Genomic DNA, 17,529 nt, shown 5'->3' on the forward strand with positions numbered 1-17,529 from the left:
GCGGACGTGACGGCCGCCGTGTCGACGCCCCGGACGGGAGGCTCGAGCCCCTTCGGTGTCCGGCTCGCCGCCGCCGTGGGGCAGCGTTCCCCCCTGTGCGTCGGCATCGACCCCCACGCCGCCACCCTGGCGGCGTGGGGGCTCGGCCGCGACGAGCAGGGTCTCACCGCTTTCGGCGCGACCCTGGTCGACGCGGCCGCCGGCCGCGCGGCGATCGTGAAGCCGCAGATCGCCTTCTTCGAGGCGGCCGGGGTGCCCGGGTACCGCGCGCTCGACGCGACCCTCCGTCGCGCGCGTGATGCGGGCCTCCTGGTCGTCGCCGACGTGAAGCGGGGCGACATCGGGTCGACCGGTGACGACTACGCGCTCGCGTGGCTCGACCGAGACGGCCCGTTCCTGGCCGACGCGATGACGGTGTCGCCGTACCTCGGGTACGGCTCGCTCGCCGGCACCGTCGAGGTGGCACGGCGGAACGACGCGGGCGTGTTCGTGCTCGCCGCGACGAGCAACCCGGAGGCGCGCGTGCTGCAGACCGCCGTGCTCGCCGAGGGGCCGCGTGCCGGACGATCCGTCGCTGCCGGTATCGTCCTTGATGTGGCAGACGACAACCGGACCGGCGGCGAGCAGCCGCTCGGGGACGTCGGGCTCGTGCTCGGCGCCACCCTCGACCTCGACGACTTCGGCATCGACGCGGAGACCATCGGCAACGCGCCGGTGCTCGCCCCGGGCTTCGGCGCACAGGGAGCGCGGATCGAGGACCTGCGCGCCCGGTACGGTGCGCGCGCCGAGCAGGTCCTGGTGAACGAGTCCCGCGGGCTGCTGGCGGACGGCCCGGACGGTGTCGCGGCCCTCGTGCAGGACCGCGTCGACCGCATCCACGCTGCACTGGGGGCGGCCGCGTGACGGACCAGACGCCCGCCGACCAGACGCCCGCCGACCAGACGCCCGACCGCGGCGACCTGCCCGCGCACCGCAACCCGCCGGAGGTCGACCGGGTCGCGGCTGCCCGCGCCGCCGTCGCCGCACGGCGCGCCCGGGCGGCGGTCAAGGCGCAGGTCGCGTCGGGGGAGCGCAGCGCCCTCGAGGTCGCCCGTGCCGCCTGGTCCGACGAGGACCTGCCCGCCGAGAAGTCCCTGCGCGTGCGGGACCTGCTCACGAGCATGTCCGGCATCGGCCCTGCGCGTGCCGAGGCCGTGATGGGGGAGCTCCGCATCGCGCCGTCCAAGCGGCTCGGTGGTCTCGGTACCCGCCAGCGCACCGCCCTGGCGGACTGGCTCGCCGCGCGCGGCCGGAAGCGCGGCGCGTCGAAGCTCGTCGTGCTCGCCGGACCGACCGCGGTCGGCAAGGGCACCGTGAGCGCGCACATCCGCGAGCACTTCCCCGACGTGAACCTCAGCGTCTCGGCGACGACCCGGAAGCCCCGTCCGGGCGAGGTCGACGGCGTGCACTACTACTTCGTCGACGACGCCGAGTTCGACCGGATGATCCGCGACCGCGAGCTGCTCGAGTGGGCGGTCGTGCACAACTCCTACCGGTACGGCACGCCGCGTCCGCCGATCGACCGCGCGCTCGACGCCGGCGACAAGGTGATGCTCGAGATCGACCTGCAGGGCGCCCGGCAGGTCCGTGACGCCATGCCCGAGGCCGTGCTCGTGTTCCTGCTGCCGCCGACGTGGGAGGAACTGGTCCGCCGGCTCATCGGCCGCGGCACCGAGTCCGCCGAGGAACAGGCGCGCCGCCTCGAGACCGCGAAGGTCGAGCTGGCCGCCCAGGACGAGTTCGACGTGCGGATCGTGAACTCGGATGTCGGCACCGCGGCACGCGAGGTCGTAGACTTGTTCTCTGCGCCCTGACACGGCGCACCCGCGCGCGCCTCCTCGGCGTCGCGCCCGCGCAGCCCGACCACGGTCTGGCGGTCCGATCCGGTCGGACCCGCGCCCCACGCACCCGCAGCCGACAGGAGACACCATGGCCAACCCCCAGGGCATCATCGACCCGCCCATCGACGACCTGCTCGCCAAGGTGGAGTCGAAGTACGCGCTCGTCATCTTCGCCTCGAAGCGCGCGCGTCAGATCAACGACTACTACGCCGACCTGCACGAGGGGTCGCTCTTCGACAACGTCGGCCCGCTCGTCGACTCGACGATCGACGACAAGCCGCTGTCCGTCGCTCTGCACGAGATCAACGAGGACAAGCTGACCGTCACCAAGCAGCAGAAGCCCACCGACTGACCCCGGTGAGCGGCACCAACCTGCGCCTCTTCACGTCCGAGTCGGTGACGGAGGGGCACCCCGACAAGATCTGCGACCAGATCTCGGACACGATCCTCGACGCGCTGCTCGCGGTCGACCCGCACGCGCGGGTCGCGGTCGAGACGATGGTCACCACCGGGCTCGTGCACGTCGCGGGCGAGGTCACGACCTCCGGCTACGTCGAGATCCCGAAGCTCGTCCGCGACGTCATCACGGGCATCGGCTACAACTCGTCCGAGGTGTCCTTCGACGGCCGCACCTGCGGTGTCGAGGTGTCGATCGGCGCGCAGTCACCGGACATCGCCCAGGGCGTGGACGAGTCGCTCGACAGCCGGTCCGGCGCCGGCGTCGACGAGCTCGACCGCCAGGGTGCGGGTGACCAGGGCATCATGTTCGGCTTCGCCACGAACGAGACGCCCGAGTACATGCCCGTCGCGATCTGGCTCGCGCACCGCCTGGCGGAGCGTCTGGCCGAGGTCCGCAAGACCGGTGTGCTCGACTTCCTCCGTCCGGACGGCAAGACGCAGGTCACGGTCGGCTACGACGGCGTCGTGCCGAAGACCGTCGAGACGGTCGTGCTCTCCACGCAGCACTCGCCCGCGGTCACGCTCGACGAGCTCACGGCGCAGATCACCGAGCACGTGATCCGTCCGGTGCTCGACCTTGTCGACCTCGACTCGTCGCACGTCGACGTCATCGTGAACCCGACCGGCCGGTTCGAGATCGGCGGCCCGCAGGGCGACGCCGGGCTCACCGGGCGCAAGGTGATCGTCGACACGTACGGCGGAGCCTCCCGGCACGGCGGTGGCGCGTTCAGCGGCAAGGACCCGTCGAAGGTCGACCGCTCGGCCGCGTACGCGCTGCGCTGGGTCGCGAAGAACGCCGTCGCCGCGGGGCTCGCGGACCGGCTCGAGGTCCAGGTGGCCTACGCCATCGGCCGTGCGAAGCCCGTCGGCCTGTACGTCGAGTCGTTCGGCACCGGACACGTCGACGACGCCACGATCGAGGCGGCGATCACCGAGGTGTTCGACCTGCGTCCGGCCGCGATCATCCGCGACCTCGACCTGCTCAAGCCCCGGTACGCGCAGACCGCGGCGTACGGCCACTTCGGCCGCGAGCTGCCCGGCTTCACCTGGGAGCAGCTCGACCGCGTCGAGGAGCTCCGCGCCGCAGCAGGGCTCGTCACCGCCGCCGTCTAGGCACCGTGTGACCTCCGTCGCGCGCGTCGTCCTCGACTCGCCGCTCCCGCAGTTGGACCGTCTGTTCGACTACCGGGTGCCGGCCGAGCTCGAGGACGACTGCGTGCCGGGGGTCCGCGTCAAGGTGCCGCTGCGCACCGGCGCCCGGATGTCCGACGCGTACGTCGTCGAGATCGTCTCCGAGGGAGACTGGCCGGGCGAGCTCAGTCCCGTCGAGCAGGTCGTGTCACCGGTGCCCGTGCTGGCGCCGGAGATCTGGACCCTCGCGCGCGCCGTCGCCGACCGTGCCGCCGGCGTCGCGTCCGACGTGCTCCGGCTCGCCGTGCCGACGCGGCAGGTCCGTGCCGAGAAGGCCTGGCTGGCCCGCGACACCTCGTGGTCGCCCCCGGCGGTCGAGCCGACCCCCGTCACCGGCTACGGCGAGGGCGTCCTGGAGGCACTGCTCGCCGACCACGGACGGGCTGCGGTCGACGCCGTCCCCCACCCCGTCGACCTCGGGACGGCCGAGGATCCCGTGTGGGTGCCCGGATGGGCCGCGACGCTCGCGCAGGCCGCATCCCAGGTCGTCGCACGTGAGCAGTCCGCCGTGCTCGCGGTGCCGGACTTCCGCGACGTCACCGACCTCGAACGGGCGCTCCTCGCCGTGCTCCCGCCCGAGCGCGTCGTCCGCTTCGACGCCAAGCAGACGAACGGGCAGCGGGCGAAGGCACTGCTGCAGGCGCGGACCCACGCGGTCGTGGCGATCGGCAACCGGACGGCGGCGTTCGCACCGGCTGCCGAGCTCGGACTCGTGGCGATGTGGGACGACGGCGACGCGTCCTTCGTCGAGCCCCGCGCCCCGTACGTGCACACGCGTGACGTCGCCCTCGTCCGGACCGCCCAGTCCGGCGCTGCCCTCCTCTTCCTCGCGCACGCCCGGTCGACCGACGTGCAGCGGCTCGTCGAGCTGCACTGGCTCCAGGAGGTCGCGCCGTACCGGGTGCCGACGCCGAAGGTGATCCCGACCGCGCAGCAGGCGAGCGCCGAGGGCTTCGCAGCCCAGGCGCGCATCCCGAGCACGGCGTGGCGTGCCGCCCGCGAGGCCAGCCAGCACGGCCCGGTCCTCGTGCAGGTCGCGAACCCGGGCTTCGGCACCGGGTTGGTCTGCGCCGACTGCGGCGAGCGCGCGCACTGCCGGGTGTGCGGCGGGCCACTCGGCAGCCCGCACCGGAACGCGACCCCGCAGTGCCGGTTCTGCGGTGCCCTCGCCGTCGGGTACCGGTGCCCGACGTGCGGCGGGGGGAAGCTCAAGCCCGTCGGGCAGGGGGCGCAGCGGACCGCCGACGAGCTCGGTCGGGCGTTCCCCGGTACGAGGATCGTGGTGGCCGACGGCTCCCGTCCGCTCGACGAGGTCCCGGCCCGCCCCGCGGTGGTCGTCGCCACCCGTGGCGCGGAGCCCAGCGTGCCAGGCGGGTACGCCTGCGTACTGCTGCTCGACGGCGAACGGCTCCTCGCGCGTGAGGGGCTCCGGGTGCAGGAGGACGTGCTCCGCTTCTGGACGAACGCCGCCGCCAAGGGCGCGCCTGGTGCCGAGGTGTACCTCGTCGGCATCGGCGGGAAGCTCGCCACCGCGATGGCGCTCTGGCGGCTCGACGGTCCGGCGCACGACGAACTCGTCGATCGACGCGCCCTGCACTTCCCGCCGGCGGTCCGCGTGGCGACCCTCACCGGCACGGACGAGGCGGTGACCGCGGCGGTCGAGGCCCTCGGCGACGCGGTCGTCGGGGCGGTCCTCGGCCCGGTGCCGGTGCCGGAGGACCCGGTGCCCGGGACGGTCCGTGCGATCGTGCGGTTCCCGTACGCGCACGGGGGGGAGGTCGCGGCGACGCTCAAGGCCGAGGTGATCCGCCGCTCGTCGACCCGGCGGGTGCTGCCGGGCGGCAACCGCCGTCGTGCGGCGCCCACCCTGCGCGTGCGGCTCGACGACGCCGAGCCGTTCACCGAGGTCTGACCCGCTGCCGCAGAACGCAACGTCGGCGGCTGCTCGCAGGGGTGTACCACCGCGAGGAGCCGCCGACGTGGTGTGTTGCGGGTCCGGCCCCGGGTCAGGCGCCGACCGGGCGGCGGCGCTCCCGCGGGAAGACGACGCCGAGCGCCACCATGCCGATCGCCAGCACGAGGTGCAGCCAGTTGTCTGCCCAGTTCAGCGGGACGAAGTTCGCGCCGGACATCGTGCCCGCGGTGAACAGGCCGTACACCCACAGCACGAAGTAGACGACGCCGCCGATCACGAGGTACATCCGCGAGCCTGTCGCACGGTTCGCCGCGAGCAACCCGACGACACCGAACAGCAGGTGCACGATGTTGTGCAGGACCGACACCTGGAAGATCCCGAGCAGCATCGCCATCGAGTGGTGCCCGGCACCGCCGAGGTCGCCGGAGGTCAGCCCCGGCACGAACCCGGCGATCCCGACGAGCAGGAACACGATGCCGACGACGAGCGCGACCTTCTGGATCGACGAGCCGGCGTAGCGGTTGGTGGAGGTGGTGACGTCACTCATGGTCCGGACGTTACCCAGGCGGCTCGCAGTCCGTTCCCGGTCGTCCACGTCCCGCGCGCGTCGGACACCGTCGGGCGTGGGACGATGGACCCCATGCGTCTCGTCGTCGCCGGCAGCCCCGCTGCGGCCGTCCCCACCCTCCGACGTCTCGCCGCCTCCGACCACGAGATCGCGGCCGTCCTCACCCGACCCCCGACATCCCAGGGCCGGAAGCGTGTCCTCACGCCGACGCCCGTGGCGCAGGTCGCCGGGGAGCTCGGTCTGCCCGTCATCGAGGCGACCCGGGTGGACGAGGCCGTGACCGCGCAGCTCGTCGACCTGCAGACCGACCTCGGCGTCATCGTCGCGTACGGTGCGCTCCTCCGTCGTCCCGCCCTCGACGCTCCGCGCCTCGGCTGGGTCAACCTGCACTTCTCCGACCTGCCGGCGTACCGCGGTGCCGCGCCCGTCCAGCGCGCCGTGATGGCGGGCGACACCCGGACCGCCGCGACGGTCTTCCAGCTCGTCGAGGCGCTCGACGCCGGTCCCGTGTACGCCGCCGACCCGTTCGACATCGACCCGGACGCGACCAGCGGAGACGTCCTCGCCGCGATGGCCGAATCGGGGGCGGAGACCGTCCTGCGGGTCGTCGACGCCCTGGCCGACGGGAGCGCGGTCGCCACCGAGCAGTCCGGGCCGGTCACCCTCGCCCCGAAGCCGACCGCCGACGACGCACACGTCACCTTCGACGAACCGGCTCCCGCCGTCCACGCCCGCGTCCGCGGGGTGACGCCCGAGCCCGGCGCGTTCGCCCACCTCGGCCAGACACGGGTGAAGCTGCTCCGCAGCGCGCTCCTGCCGGGAGGCACGACCTCCTCCGCCCCGCACCTCGCGCCCGGCGCGCTCGCACTGGTCGACGGTCGGCTGCTCGTCGGGACGGCCGACGTGCCGCTCGTGCTCGCCGAGGTGCAACCGGCAGGCAAGACGGCGATGGACGGTGCGGCCTGGGCACGCGGTCTCGGCTCGCTCGAGGGCGTGGTGCTCGCATGAGCCCGACGAACCAGCCGCCCCGGCAGTCGCGAGCAGACCGCCGACCCCGGCCGACCAGTGCCCGTCGGGTCGCGTTCGACGTGCTCCGCGCGGTGCAGGTCGACGACGCCTACGCCAACCTGCTCCTGCCCACGCGCATCCGTCGCGCCGGCCTCTCCGCCCGCGACGCCGCCTTCGCCACCGAGCTGACCTACGGGTCGATCCGGATGCTCGGCCGCTACGACGCGATCGTCGGGGTCGCATCCGGTCGCCGGCTCGACAACATCGAGTCCGACGTGCTCGACGTGATGCGCCTCGGGGTGCACCAGCTGCTCGGCATGCGCACACCCACGCACGCGGCCGTCTCGGCGACCGTGGAGCTCGCCCGCGAGGTCGGCGCCCGTCGGGCCACCGGCTTCGTGAACGCCGTGCTGCGGAAGGTCGCCGCCAAGACCGACGACGAGTGGGACGCCCTGGTCACCGAGGGGCGGAGCGGCGACGCGCTGCTGGCCACCCGCTGGTCGCACCCGTCGTGGGTGGTCGCTGCGCTCCGGGACGCGCTGGCGGCGGAGCGGTCGCGCGACGAGCTCGCCGCCCTGCTCGCAGCCGACAACGTCGCGCCGCGCGTGCAGCTCGTCGCGCTCCCGGGGCTCGCCACCGACGAGGACGTCCGCACCGCGACGGCCGGCGACGCCGACGACGAGGCAGCGCCGCTCGGACCCGGCACCGTGACCCAGGACGATGACGGTGCCGACGACGGAGCCGGGACCGACGACGACACGGGCACCGAGCCTCCCGTCCGGATCCCCGAGGCGGACGCCGGTCCGGTGTCGCCGCTCGGCATCCGCGGGACGACCGGCGATCCCGCGCGGGTCCCCGGTGTCGCCGCCGGCCGGCTCCGGGTGCAGGACGAGGGGTCGCAGCTCGCGGCCCTCGCCCTCACGCGGTCGTCCGCCGTCCGCCCGGGGGAGCGGTGGCTCGACATGTGTGCCGGGCCCGGGGGCAAGGCCGCGCTCCTCGCCGCAGAGGCCGCGCAGGGCAGAGCGACCCTCGTCGCGAACGAGCTCGTCCCCGCTCGCGCCGGACTGGTGCGCAAGGCGCTGTCCACCGTGGTGGGCGCCGACACCGTCACGGTCGTCGAGGGCGACGGACGGCGCTTCGGCAAGCCGGGCGACGAGCTGTTCGACCGGATCCTGCTCGATGCTCCGTGCACCGGGCTCGGCGCGCTCCGTCGGCGTCCCGAGGCGCGGTGGCGCAAGCAGCCCGAGGACGTCCCCGAGCTCGCGGCGCTCCAGGCCGAGCTGCTCGACGCGGCCGTCCGAGCGCTCGCACCCGGTGGGACCCTGGCGTACGTGACGTGCTCGCCGCACCTGGCCGAGACGCGCGGACAGGTCGACGCGCTCCTGGAGCGGCACGGCGACGTGCTCGAGCAGCTCGACACCGCCGGCGTGGTCCGGTCGGTGGCGGCCCGGGACCCGCAGGTCGCCGACGGTCCGACGGTGCAGCTGTGGCCGCACCGGATCGGCACCGACGCCATGTTCGTCGCGCTCCTCCGCCGCCGCGCCTGACCCCTTCCGCGCGACGCAACGTCGGCGTCTGCTCGCAGTGCAGTACCGCTGCGAGGTGCCGCCGACGTTGCGTTCTGCGGAGGACACGGATCGGTAGGGTTGCACGGTGACGATCCGCATCTCGCCGAGCATCCTGTCCGCCGACTTCGCCAACCTCGAGCGGGAGCTGCACCGCATCGAGAGCGCCGACATGGTGCACGTCGACGTGATGGACAACCACTTCGTGCCGAACCTCACGCTCGGCCTGCCGATCGTGCAGCGCCTGCAGGAGGTCTCGCCGGTGCCGCTCGACGTCCACCTGATGATCACCGACGCGGACGTGCAGGCGCCGAAGTACGCCGAGACGGGCGCCTCGAGCGTCACGTTCCACTTCGAGGCCGCCGACGACCCGGTGGCCACCGCAGCCGCGATCCGGTCGAACGGTGCCCGTGCCGCCGTCGCGGTGAAGCCCGGCACCCCGATCACGCAGGTGCTCCACCACCTCGACGCCTACGACATGATCCTGCTCATGACCGTCGAACCCGGCTTCGGCGGGCAGTCGTTCATGCCGTCCGTCATGCCGAAGCTCGCCGACGCGCGCGCCGCGGTGGACGCCTCGGGCCTCGACGTCTGGCTGGAGGTCGACGGCGGCATCGCGGTCGACACCGTGCCCGAGGCCGTCCGCAGCGGCGCCGACACGCTCGTGGCCGGATCCGCCGTCTACGGCGGTGAGCCCGCCGAGCGCATCGCTGACCTGCGCGAGGCGGCAGCGGCGGCACGCGCGTGACCGACCGGGCGGACAGCGTGTCGGAGGCGACCAGCGCCTCCCGTCCGGACGGTGCGTCAGCCGTGTCCGCGCAGGACGGTAGCCTGGTCCCCGTGAAGACGTTCGACGACCTGTTCGCGGAGCTGACCGAGAAGGCGCGCACGCGCCCCGAGGGCTCCGGCACCGTCGCCGAACTGGACGCCGGCGTGCACCAGATCGGCAAGAAGATCGTGGAAGAGGCCGCCGAGGTCTGGATGGCGGCCGAGTACGAGGGTGACGAGCGCACCTCGGAGGAGATCTCGCAGCTGATCTACCACCTCCAGGTGCTCATGGTCGCGAAGGGGCTCACCCCGGCGGACGTCTGGCGACATCTGTAGGCACCCGCCACGCGCGCTCCGGCGCCGTCGCGACCCGCAGACGTCACCGACCTCCAGCAGAAAGCAGACCCCCTGATGCTCCGCATCGCCGTGCCCAACAAGGGCTCGCTGTCCGAGACCGCCTCCGAGATGCTCAAGGAGGCCGGGTACGCCGGTCGCCGTGACCCGAAGGCGCTCCACCTGCTCGACGAGCGCAACGGCGTCGAGTTCTTCTTCCTCCGCCCGCGCGACATCGCGACCTACGTCGGCTCCGGCGCGCTCGACGTCGGCATCACCGGCCGTGACCTGCTGCTCGACTCCGGGTCGGCGGCGCACGAGGTCGACGCGCTCGGGTTCGCCGACTCGACCTTCCGGTTCGCCGGCACCCCCGGTCGGTTCACCGAGCTGCAGGACCTCGACGGCGTCCGCGTCGCGACGAGCTACCCGGGTCTCGTGGGGGAGTTCCTCGCCCGGCACGGGGTGACAGCGACCCTCGTGAAGCTCGACGGCGCCGTCGAGAGCGCCGTGCGCCTCGGTGTCGCCGACGCCGTGGCCGACGTCGTCTCGACGGGCAGCACGCTCCGTGCCGCCGGGCTCGAGATCTTCGGTCCGGTCATCCTCGAGTCGACCGCGCTGCTCATCTCGACCGACGAGAGCATCCCGGGCATCGACGTCCTGCGTCGTCGCCTGCAGGGCGTGCTCGTCGCCCGCGGCTACGTCATGCTCGACTACGACATCCCGACCGACCTGCTCGAGCAGGCCACCGCGGTGGCGTCGGGCATCGAGTCGCCGACGGTCTCCCCGCTGCACGACCGCGACTGGTCGGCCGTCCGCGTGATGATCCCGCGCGAGGACGCGAACCTCATCATGGACGCGCTCTACGACCTCGGCGCGCGTGCCATCCTCGTCAGCCCGATCCACGCCGCACGCCTGTGAACGACGCGCTGCGCCCCGGCGCGACCGGACCCGAGCGCGGTTCCACCGACAGTGGTGCCGCCGGTGTCGCCGGCGGGGTGTCGGTCCGGGTCGTCCCGTGCCTCGACGTGCAGGGCGGTCGGGTCGTCAAGGGCGTGAACTTCCTCGACCTGCAGGACGCCGGCGACCCGGTCGAGCTCGCCGCCCGCTACTACGAGCAGGGCGCCGACGAGCTCACCTTCCTCGACGTCGGAGCGACGGTCGAGAACCGCGCGACGATGTACGACACCGTGACCCGGACGGCGGAGCAGGTCTTCATCCCGCTCACCGTCGGCGGTGGCGTCCGGAGCGTCGACGACGTGTCCCGTCTGCAGCAGTGCGGCGCGGACAAGATCGGCGTGAACAGCGCGGCGATCGCCCGGCCGGAGCTCGTCGGCGAGATCGCGGACCGCTTCGGTGCGCAGGCGGTCGTGCTGTCGCTCGACGTGAAGCGCTCGGACCGGATGCCGTCCGGCTTCGTGGTCACCACGCACGGCGGCCGCACGGAGTCCGACCTCGACGCGATCGCGTGGGCACGCGAGGGCGTCGAGCGCGGCGCCGGCGAGCTGCTCGTCAACTCGATCGACGCCGACGGCACGAAGAACGGCTTCGACCTCGAGCTCATCGCCGCGGTGCGCGCGGTCTCGTCGGTCCCCGTCATCGGCTCGGGAGGCGCTGGTCGCGTCGAGCACTTCGCCCCGGCCGTCGAGTCGGGAGCGGACGCCGTGCTCGCCGCCAGCGTCTTCCACCGCGGCGAGATGACCATCGGGGACGTCAAGGCAGCGCTGCGCGCCGCCGGCCACCCCGTCCGCTGACACCCGTCCGCTGACACCCGTCCGCCGACACCCCGCCGTAGGCTAGGAGTCCCATGACCGACAGCACCAGCACCAGCACGGAGGCGGTCCTCGACCGCGCACGGTTCGGGCACGACGGGCTGCTCCCCGCAGTCGTGCAGGAGGAGTCCTCGAAGGACGTCCTCATGCTCGGCTGGATGGACCGCGAAGCCCTCCGCCGCACCCTCACCGAGGGGCGGGTGACCTTCTGGTCGCGGTCGCGGCAGGAGTACTGGCGGAAGGGCGACACGTCCGGGCACGCGCAGTACGTCCGCGCCGCGGCACTCGACTGCGACGACGACACCCTGCTCGTCACCGTGCAGCAGGTCGGGGCGGCGTGCCACACGGGTGCGCACAGCTGCTTCGAGGTCGACCCGCTCGACCCCGTGACGGCGTCCGCGCCGGCCGAGGTCGTGACCGACGCACACGGAGCGACCACGGCCGTGGAGGAGACCCGATGAGCACCGCCACCGGCGCGGAGGAACCGCGCACGACCTCCCGGCAGGCCTTCGACGACCTGCTCGACGGCCACCGCGTCGTCCCGGTCGTCCGCGCGCTGTACGCCGACAGCGAGACGCCCGTCGGCGTCTACCGCAAGCTCGCGGACGGCCGCCCCGGGTCGTTCCTGCTCGAGTCCGCCGGCCAGGGCGGCCTGTGGTCGCGCTGGTCGTTCGTCGGGGTCCGGAGCTTCGGCGTCCTGACCCAGGACGGTGACCGGGCCTCGTGGATCGACACCGGCATCCCGGCGTCCCGGGCCGTGGACTCGCTCGAGGGCGCACCCCTCGACGTCCTGGCGCGCCTGCACGACCGGTGGGCGACCCCGCGCGTGCCGGGCACCCCGCCGCTCGTCGGCGGCACGGTCGGGTTCATCGGGTGGGAGGCCGTGCGGCAGCTCGAGCACCTGCCGGACGTCCCGCCGGCCGACTTCGATGTGCCGGGGCAGGCCTTGGCGTTCGTGTCCGAGCTCGCGGCGCTCGACCACCGCACGGGTCTCGTGCTCCTCGTCGCGAGCGTCCTCAACGACGGCACCGACGACGCCGACACGATGTGGTCGGACGCGCAGGCCCGGCTCGACCGGATGCAGGCCGACCTGGTGCAGCCGAGCCCGGCGACGGTGGCCGAGGCGTTCGAGATCGCCGAGCCGACACCGCGCCACCGGACGACGCCCGAGGACTACATGGCCGCGGTCGAGCGGTCGAAGGACTTCATCCGCGACGGCGACGTGTTCCAGGTCGTGATCTCGCAGCGGTTCGACCACGACGTCACGGCCGATCCGCTCGACGTGTACCGGGTGCTGCGGACGCTCAACCCGAGCCCTTACATGTACTTCCTCGCCCTGGCGGACACCGCGGACGAGCGCTTCTGGATCGTGGGCGCCTCGCCGGAGGCACTCGTGAAGGTGCAGGACGGGCGCGCGATCACGCACCCGATCGCCGGGTCCCGCCCGCGCGGGGCGAGCCCGGTCGAGGACGTCCGCCTCGGCGACGAGCTGCTCGCGGACCCGAAGGAGCGCGCCGAGCACCTGATGCTCGTCGACCTCGCCCGCAACGACCTGCAGAAGGTGTGCGAGCCGGGGACCGTCGCGGTGACCGAGTTCATGACCGTCGAGCGCTTCAGCCACATCATGCACCTGGTGTCGAGCGTCGAGGGCTCCGTGCGGCCGGAGGCCTCGGCGATCGACGTCTTCCGAGCGACCTTCCCCGCCGGCACGCTGTCGGGAGCACCGAAGCCGCGCGCGCTCGAGATCATCGACGAGCTCGAGCCGGCGAAGCGCGGGGCGTACGCGGGGGTCGTCGGCTACTTCGACTTCGCGGGCGACGCCGACCTGGCGATCGCGATCCGCACGGCGCTCATCAAGGACGGCGTGGCCCGTGTGCAGGCCGGCGCCGGACTCGTCGCCGACTCCGACCCGCACACCGAGCACGTCGAGGCCGTCAACAAGGCCGCCGCCCCCCTGCGTGCCGTCGCGACCGCGAACCGCATGCGCGAGGTCCGCTCGTGAGGCGCTCCCGCCCGCTCGTCGTCGTCGCCGGCCTCGCGGTCGCGGGCATCGTGATGCTCTCCTGGACCCGGACCTGGTTCACGGTGCACCTGCACGCCGGCACCGCGGTGGTGCCGCGGGTCGTGGCGGACGGTGCCGCCGTCGTGCCGCAGTACACGGCGCTGGCCATCGCGAGTCTGGCACTGTTCCTCGCCCTGACGATCGCCGGCCGGGTGCTCCGTGTCGTGCTCGCGGCGGTCGAGGTGCTGCTCGGCTTCGCGGTCGTCGCGACCGGCATCGGTGCACTGGCGGACCCGGTCGCCGCATCGAAGGGTGCGGTCGGCGAGGTCGCCGGCGTCAGCGACACCGAGGCCGTGCGGCAGGTCGTCGACCGGGTGGACGTCACCGCCTGGCCCGCCGTGGGCATCGCCGGCGGAGTCCTCGCCGTGGTCCTCGGCATCGTCGTGTTCGTGGTGCAGCGGCAGTGGCCCGGCCCGACCCGGAAGTACGCGGCCGCGACCGCCGGTGCCGCCGCCGACGCCCGTGCCCAGTCCCCGGTACCGCGCGACGCGATCACCGACTGGGACGACCTGAGCGCCGGTGACGACCCGACCGCCGACCCCACCGCCGACCCGACCGCCGAGCGGTCCGCCGACCCGGCCGCGGACTCCGCCGCCGAGACCCGCGGGACGGGCGCGGTGGGGGAGTCGTCCACGAGCGACACGGTAGGATCGGATCGGCGCCGATCGGACGACGGCGCCGGAGCAGAACGAGGAGCACCGTGAGCAACACTGAGCCCGCAGAACTCGGCGAAGGCCACTCGCCGGCCGCCTGGACCGCCGTCGTGATCATGCTGATCGGCTTCGCGGCAGGCACGCTGTTCTTCTGGTTCGACCTGGCGTGGGGCGTCTGGGCGTCCGCCGTCGTCGTGGTGATCGGCCTGGTCGTCGGTGCCGTGATGGCGAAGGCCGGCTACGGCGTCAACGGTCCGAAGTACGTCGCCAAGCACCACGCGGAGTAGTCCCGTGCCGAACGTGCTCGAGACCCTCGTCGCGGGCGCGCTCGAGGACGCCGCCGCCCGTCGTGCCGACCGTCCGCTCTCGGACGTCGAGCGCGACCTGGACCGGGTGGCGTCGCCGCTCGACGCCCTCGACTTCCTGTCGCCCGGCGACCGCGTGAAGATCCTCGCCGAGGTCAAGCGCGCGAGCCCGTCGCGCGGTTCGATGGCGCCCATCGAGGACCCGGCCGCCCTCGCTGCCGACTACGAGCGTGGCGGAGCGTCGACGATCAGCGTCCTCACCGAGGGGCGGAAGTTCCTCGGCAGCCTCGCCGACCTCGAGGCCGTGAAGGCGCGCGTGTCGCTGCCGGTGCTCCGCAAGGACTTCATCGCCGACCCGTACCAGGTGTTCGAGGCCCGTGCGGCCGGGGCCGACCTGGTGCTGCTCATCGTGGCGGCGCTGGAGCAGCGACAGCTCGTCGAGCTGCACGAGCTCGCCGAGCAGCTCGGCATGCGCGTGCTGGTCGAGGCGCACTCCGGTGACGAGGTCTCCCGCGGCCTGGACGCCGGCGCACGCATCCTCGGCGTCAACGCGCGCGACCTGACCGACTTCTCGCTGGACCGCGACCTGTTCGGCTCCCTCGCCGACCGCATCCCCGACGGGGTCGTGCGCGTCGCCGAGTCCGCCGTCGCCGGTCCCGCCGACGTCGCCCACTACCGCGCTGCGGGTGCCGACGTCGTCCTGGTGGGTGAGGCGCTCGTCACGGGCGCGGACCCCGCCACCACCCTCGCGTCGTTCATCGCCGCAGCGGACGGCTCCGGCCGTCCGCGCGGCTGATCCGACCACCGTCCCACCGGTCGCCCCGCACACCGGGGCCGCCGAACACCCCGGGAGACCCACTGTGACCTCACTCCGTGACCTGCAGGGCCCGTACTTCGGCGACTTCGGCGGACGCTTCGTCCCCGAGTCGCTCGTGCTCGCGCTCGACGAGCTCGAGACCGCCTTCCGCGAGGCCTGGGCGGACCCGGCGTTCCGCGAGGAGCTCGACACGCTCCAGCGCGAGTACACCGGTCGTCCGTCGATCATCACCGAGGCGCCGCGGTTCGCGAAGCACGCCGGTGGTGCGCGCATCATCCTCAAGCGCGAGGACCTCAACCACACCGGCTCGCACAAGATCAACAACGTGCTCGGTCAGGCGCTCGTCGCGAAGCGCCTCGGCAAGACCCGCCTGATCGCCGAGACGGGTGCGGGGCAGCACGGCGTCGCGACGGCCACCGCCGCGGCGCTGTTCGGCATGGACTGCGTCGTGTACATGGGTGCGGTCGACACCGAGCGTCAGGCGCTGAACGTCGCGCGCATGCGGCTGCTCGGCGCCGAGGTGATCCCCGTCGAGACCGGCTCGCGCACGCTGAAGGACGCCATCAACGACGCACTGCGCGACTGGGTGGCGAACGTCGACTCGACCCACTACCTGCTCGGCACCGTCGCAGGTCCGCACCCGTTCCCGGAGATGGTCCGCGAGTTCCACAAGGTGATCGGCGAGGAGGCCCGGAAGCAGGTCCTCGACCGCATCGGTCGTCTGCCGGACGCCGTCGCCGCGTGCGTCGGCGGCGGGTCGAACGCGATGGGCATCTTCGAGGCCTTCCTCGACGACGAGTCGGTCCGGTTGCACGGCTTCGAGGCCGGCGGCGACGGCATCGAGACCGGTCGGCACGCCGCGAGCATCTCGCTCGGGCGCACCGGTGTCCTCCAGGGCACGATGTCGTACCTCATGCAGGACGAGGACGGCCAGACCATCGAGAGCCACAGCATCTCGGCGGGCCTCGACTACCCGAGCGTCGGTCCCGAGCACGCCTACCTCGCCTCGATCGGCCGCGCGCAGTACTCGCCGATCACCGACGCCGAGGCGATGGAGGCCTTCCGCCTGCTCGGCCGGACCGAGGGCATCCTGCCGGCCATCGAGTCGGCGCACGCGCTCGCAGGGGCGATCAAGCTGGGCAAGGAGCTCGGTCCCGACGGCGTCGTGCTGGTGTCCCTGTCCGGACGTGGTGACAAGGACGTCGCGTCCGCCAGCCGCTACTTCGGCATCCTCGACGAGAACGCGGTGCAGCTGTGACGAACCCCGGGACCTCCACGTCGGTCGCGACGACGATCGACACCGCGAACGCCGAGCGCGCCGGCGCCGTCGTCGGGTACCTGCCCGCCGGCTTCCCCGATCTGCAGACCAGCGTGGACGCAGCCGTCGCCCTCGCCGAGAACGGGGTCGACGTCATCGAACTCGGCCTGCCGTACTCCGACCCGGTGATGGACGGTCCGGTGATCCAGCGCGCCGCCGAGGAGAGCCTGGCGAACGGGTTCCGCGTCGCGCAGGTGTTCGACGCGGTCCACCAGATCACCGACCGGGTCGACGTGCCCGTACTCGTGATGACCTACTGGAACCCGGTGCTCCGCTACGGCGTCGAGCGCTTCGCCGACGACCTCGTCGCGGCCGGCGCGTCCGGCCTGATCACGCCGGACCTCATCCCGGACGAGGGCCGCGCCTGGATCGACGCGTCGGAGCGCACCGGGCTCGACCGGGTGTTCCTCGCGGCGCCGTCCTCGACCGACGCCCGCATGGAGCAGGCGGTCCGATCGAGTCGCGGGTTCGTCTACGCCGTGTCGACGATGGGCGTCACCGGTGCGCGCGTCGGTGTCGACACCGCCGCCCGCACCGTCGTGTCGCGACTCCGCGACGCCGGGGTGGAGCGCACGTGCGTCGGCCTCGGCATCTCGACCGCCGACCAGGTGCGCGAGGTCCTCGAGTACGCGGACGGCGCGATCATCGGGTCCGCTTTCGTGCGCGCCCTCGCCGACCTCGGCGTCCAGGGCGTCGCGGACCGCGCGGCCGACCTGACCAGCGGCGCCGTGCGCGGCTGACGAGGGCGCACCGCCAGCCGCCAGCCGCCAGCCGAGAGCGAGCAGACCGGACGGGAGGCGCGGTGCGGGTGGGCCGACCGGCTCACCCGCTCCGCGCCTCCCGTCCGTGTCGGTCACAGTTCCCACAGGACCGCGCCCTGGTTCCTGGTCGGCGCGGTTCCCGCGCTACAGTGAGCGG

19 protein-coding genes are annotated in these 17,529 nt (G+C 73.3%); 18 read left to right on the forward strand and 1 reads right to left on the reverse strand.

Annotated features, from left to right (window positions below; genetic code table 11):
• Nucleotides 1-6 precede the first annotated feature (6 nt).
• The 5 genes from pyrF (at nt 7) to ACIPEQ_RS01200 (ending at nt 5,442) form a co-directional block, all read left to right on the forward strand.
• On the forward strand, nt 7-903 hold the full coding sequence (pyrF, locus tag ACIPEQ_RS01180; RefSeq protein WP_402713563.1) for an orotidine-5'-phosphate decarboxylase: 897 nt from the start codon (nt 7-9) through the stop codon (nt 901-903).
• Nucleotides 904-959: 56 nt separating this feature from the next.
• Nucleotides 960-1,853 (forward strand): guanylate kinase, encoded by an 894-nt coding sequence (gene gmk / locus ACIPEQ_RS01185; protein ID WP_209823705.1) that lies wholly within the window; start codon nt 960-962, stop codon nt 1,851-1,853.
• 115 nt (nt 1,854-1,968) lie between these two features.
• Nucleotides 1,969-2,232 carry a DNA-directed RNA polymerase subunit omega gene (gene rpoZ, locus ACIPEQ_RS01190; protein ID WP_402713564.1) on the forward strand — a complete coding sequence of 88 codons (264 nt, stop codon included), beginning with the start codon at nt 1,969-1,971 and terminating at the stop codon, nt 2,230-2,232.
• 5 nt (nt 2,233-2,237) lie between these two features.
• A complete protein-coding gene (gene metK, locus ACIPEQ_RS01195; protein ID WP_126890794.1) occupies nt 2,238-3,452 on the forward strand; it encodes a methionine adenosyltransferase in 1,215 nt (404 codons plus the stop codon).
• A 7-nt stretch (nt 3,453-3,459) separates the two neighbouring features.
• Entirely contained in the window at nt 3,460-5,442 is a 1,983-nt protein-coding gene (locus ACIPEQ_RS01200) for a primosomal protein N' (protein WP_402713566.1), read from the forward strand.
• A gap of 94 nt (nt 5,443-5,536) precedes the next feature.
• Here ACIPEQ_RS01200 and ACIPEQ_RS01205 read toward each other — a convergent pair whose 3' ends face one another.
• A complete protein-coding gene (locus ACIPEQ_RS01205; RefSeq protein WP_174234689.1) occupies nt 5,537-5,992 on the reverse strand; it encodes a DUF4383 domain-containing protein in 456 nt (151 codons plus the stop codon).
• Between the two features lie 93 nt (nt 5,993-6,085).
• On the opposite strand from ACIPEQ_RS01205, the gene ACIPEQ_RS01210 reads away from it, so the two are divergent.
• The 13 genes from ACIPEQ_RS01210 to trpA all read left to right on the forward strand — a co-directional run bounded on the left by ACIPEQ_RS01210 (nt 6,086) and on the right by trpA (nt 17,351).
• Complete coding sequence (locus ACIPEQ_RS01210) at nt 6,086-7,021, forward strand: methionyl-tRNA formyltransferase (RefSeq protein WP_402713567.1); 936 nt, start codon at nt 6,086-6,088, stop codon at nt 7,019-7,021.
• Entirely contained in the window at nt 7,018-8,568 is a 1,551-nt protein-coding gene (locus tag ACIPEQ_RS01215; protein WP_402713569.1) for an RsmB/NOP family class I SAM-dependent RNA methyltransferase, read from the forward strand. The genes ACIPEQ_RS01210 and ACIPEQ_RS01215 overlap by 4 nt, the downstream gene beginning before the upstream one ends.
• 106 nt (nt 8,569-8,674) lie before the next feature.
• On the forward strand, nt 8,675-9,334 hold the full coding sequence (rpe, locus tag ACIPEQ_RS01220) for a ribulose-phosphate 3-epimerase (RefSeq protein ID WP_402713571.1): 660 nt from the start codon (nt 8,675-8,677) through the stop codon (nt 9,332-9,334).
• A gap of 92 nt (nt 9,335-9,426) precedes the next feature.
• Nucleotides 9,427-9,690 (forward strand): phosphoribosyl-ATP diphosphatase, encoded by a 264-nt coding sequence (locus ACIPEQ_RS01225; protein ID WP_058726551.1) that lies wholly within the window; start codon nt 9,427-9,429, stop codon nt 9,688-9,690.
• A gap of 75 nt (nt 9,691-9,765) precedes the next feature.
• A complete protein-coding gene (hisG, locus tag ACIPEQ_RS01230) occupies nt 9,766-10,605 on the forward strand; it encodes an ATP phosphoribosyltransferase (protein WP_126890801.1) in 840 nt (279 codons plus the stop codon).
• Between the two features lie 77 nt (nt 10,606-10,682).
• The gene (hisF, locus tag ACIPEQ_RS01235) at nt 10,683-11,438 is read left to right on the forward strand and encodes an imidazole glycerol phosphate synthase subunit HisF (protein ID WP_126890815.1); all 756 of its coding nucleotides are present in this window, start codon (nt 10,683-10,685) and stop codon (nt 11,436-11,438) included.
• 53 nt (nt 11,439-11,491) lie between these two features.
• Nucleotides 11,492-11,917, forward strand: a complete 426-nt coding sequence (gene hisI / locus ACIPEQ_RS01240; RefSeq protein WP_402713572.1) for a phosphoribosyl-AMP cyclohydrolase — start codon at nt 11,492-11,494, stop codon at nt 11,915-11,917.
• Nucleotides 11,914-13,458: an anthranilate synthase component I gene (locus ACIPEQ_RS01245; protein WP_402713574.1), complete on the forward strand. Its 1,545-nt coding sequence runs from the start codon at nt 11,914-11,916 to the stop codon at nt 13,456-13,458. Before hisI ends, ACIPEQ_RS01245 begins: the two co-directional genes overlap by 4 nt.
• On the forward strand, nt 13,455-14,222 hold the full coding sequence (locus ACIPEQ_RS01250) for a Trp biosynthesis-associated membrane protein (protein ID WP_402713576.1): 768 nt from the start codon (nt 13,455-13,457) through the stop codon (nt 14,220-14,222). The genes ACIPEQ_RS01245 and ACIPEQ_RS01250 overlap by 4 nt, the downstream gene beginning before the upstream one ends.
• Nucleotides 14,219-14,458, forward strand: coding sequence for a DUF6704 family protein (locus tag ACIPEQ_RS01255; protein ID WP_066654504.1), 240 nt, complete (start codon nt 14,219-14,221; stop codon nt 14,456-14,458). The genes ACIPEQ_RS01250 and ACIPEQ_RS01255 overlap by 4 nt, the downstream gene beginning before the upstream one ends.
• Before the next feature lie 13 nt (nt 14,459-14,471).
• Entirely contained in the window at nt 14,472-15,272 is an 801-nt protein-coding gene (gene trpC, locus ACIPEQ_RS01260) for an indole-3-glycerol phosphate synthase TrpC (protein WP_402714200.1), read from the forward strand.
• A gap of 64 nt (nt 15,273-15,336) precedes the next feature.
• The gene (gene trpB, locus ACIPEQ_RS01265) at nt 15,337-16,551 is read left to right on the forward strand and encodes a tryptophan synthase subunit beta (RefSeq protein WP_402713578.1); all 1,215 of its coding nucleotides are present in this window, start codon (nt 15,337-15,339) and stop codon (nt 16,549-16,551) included.
• Nucleotides 16,548-17,351 carry a tryptophan synthase subunit alpha gene (trpA, locus tag ACIPEQ_RS01270; RefSeq protein ID WP_402713580.1) on the forward strand — a complete coding sequence of 268 codons (804 nt, stop codon included), beginning with the start codon at nt 16,548-16,550 and terminating at the stop codon, nt 17,349-17,351. The genes trpB and trpA overlap by 4 nt, the downstream gene beginning before the upstream one ends.
• Nucleotides 17,352-17,529 lie beyond the last annotated feature (178 nt).

The sequence above is a fragment of the Curtobacterium sp. NPDC087080 genome, from assembly GCF_044745105.1.
Taxonomy (GTDB): domain Bacteria; phylum Actinomycetota; class Actinomycetes; order Actinomycetales; family Microbacteriaceae; genus Curtobacterium.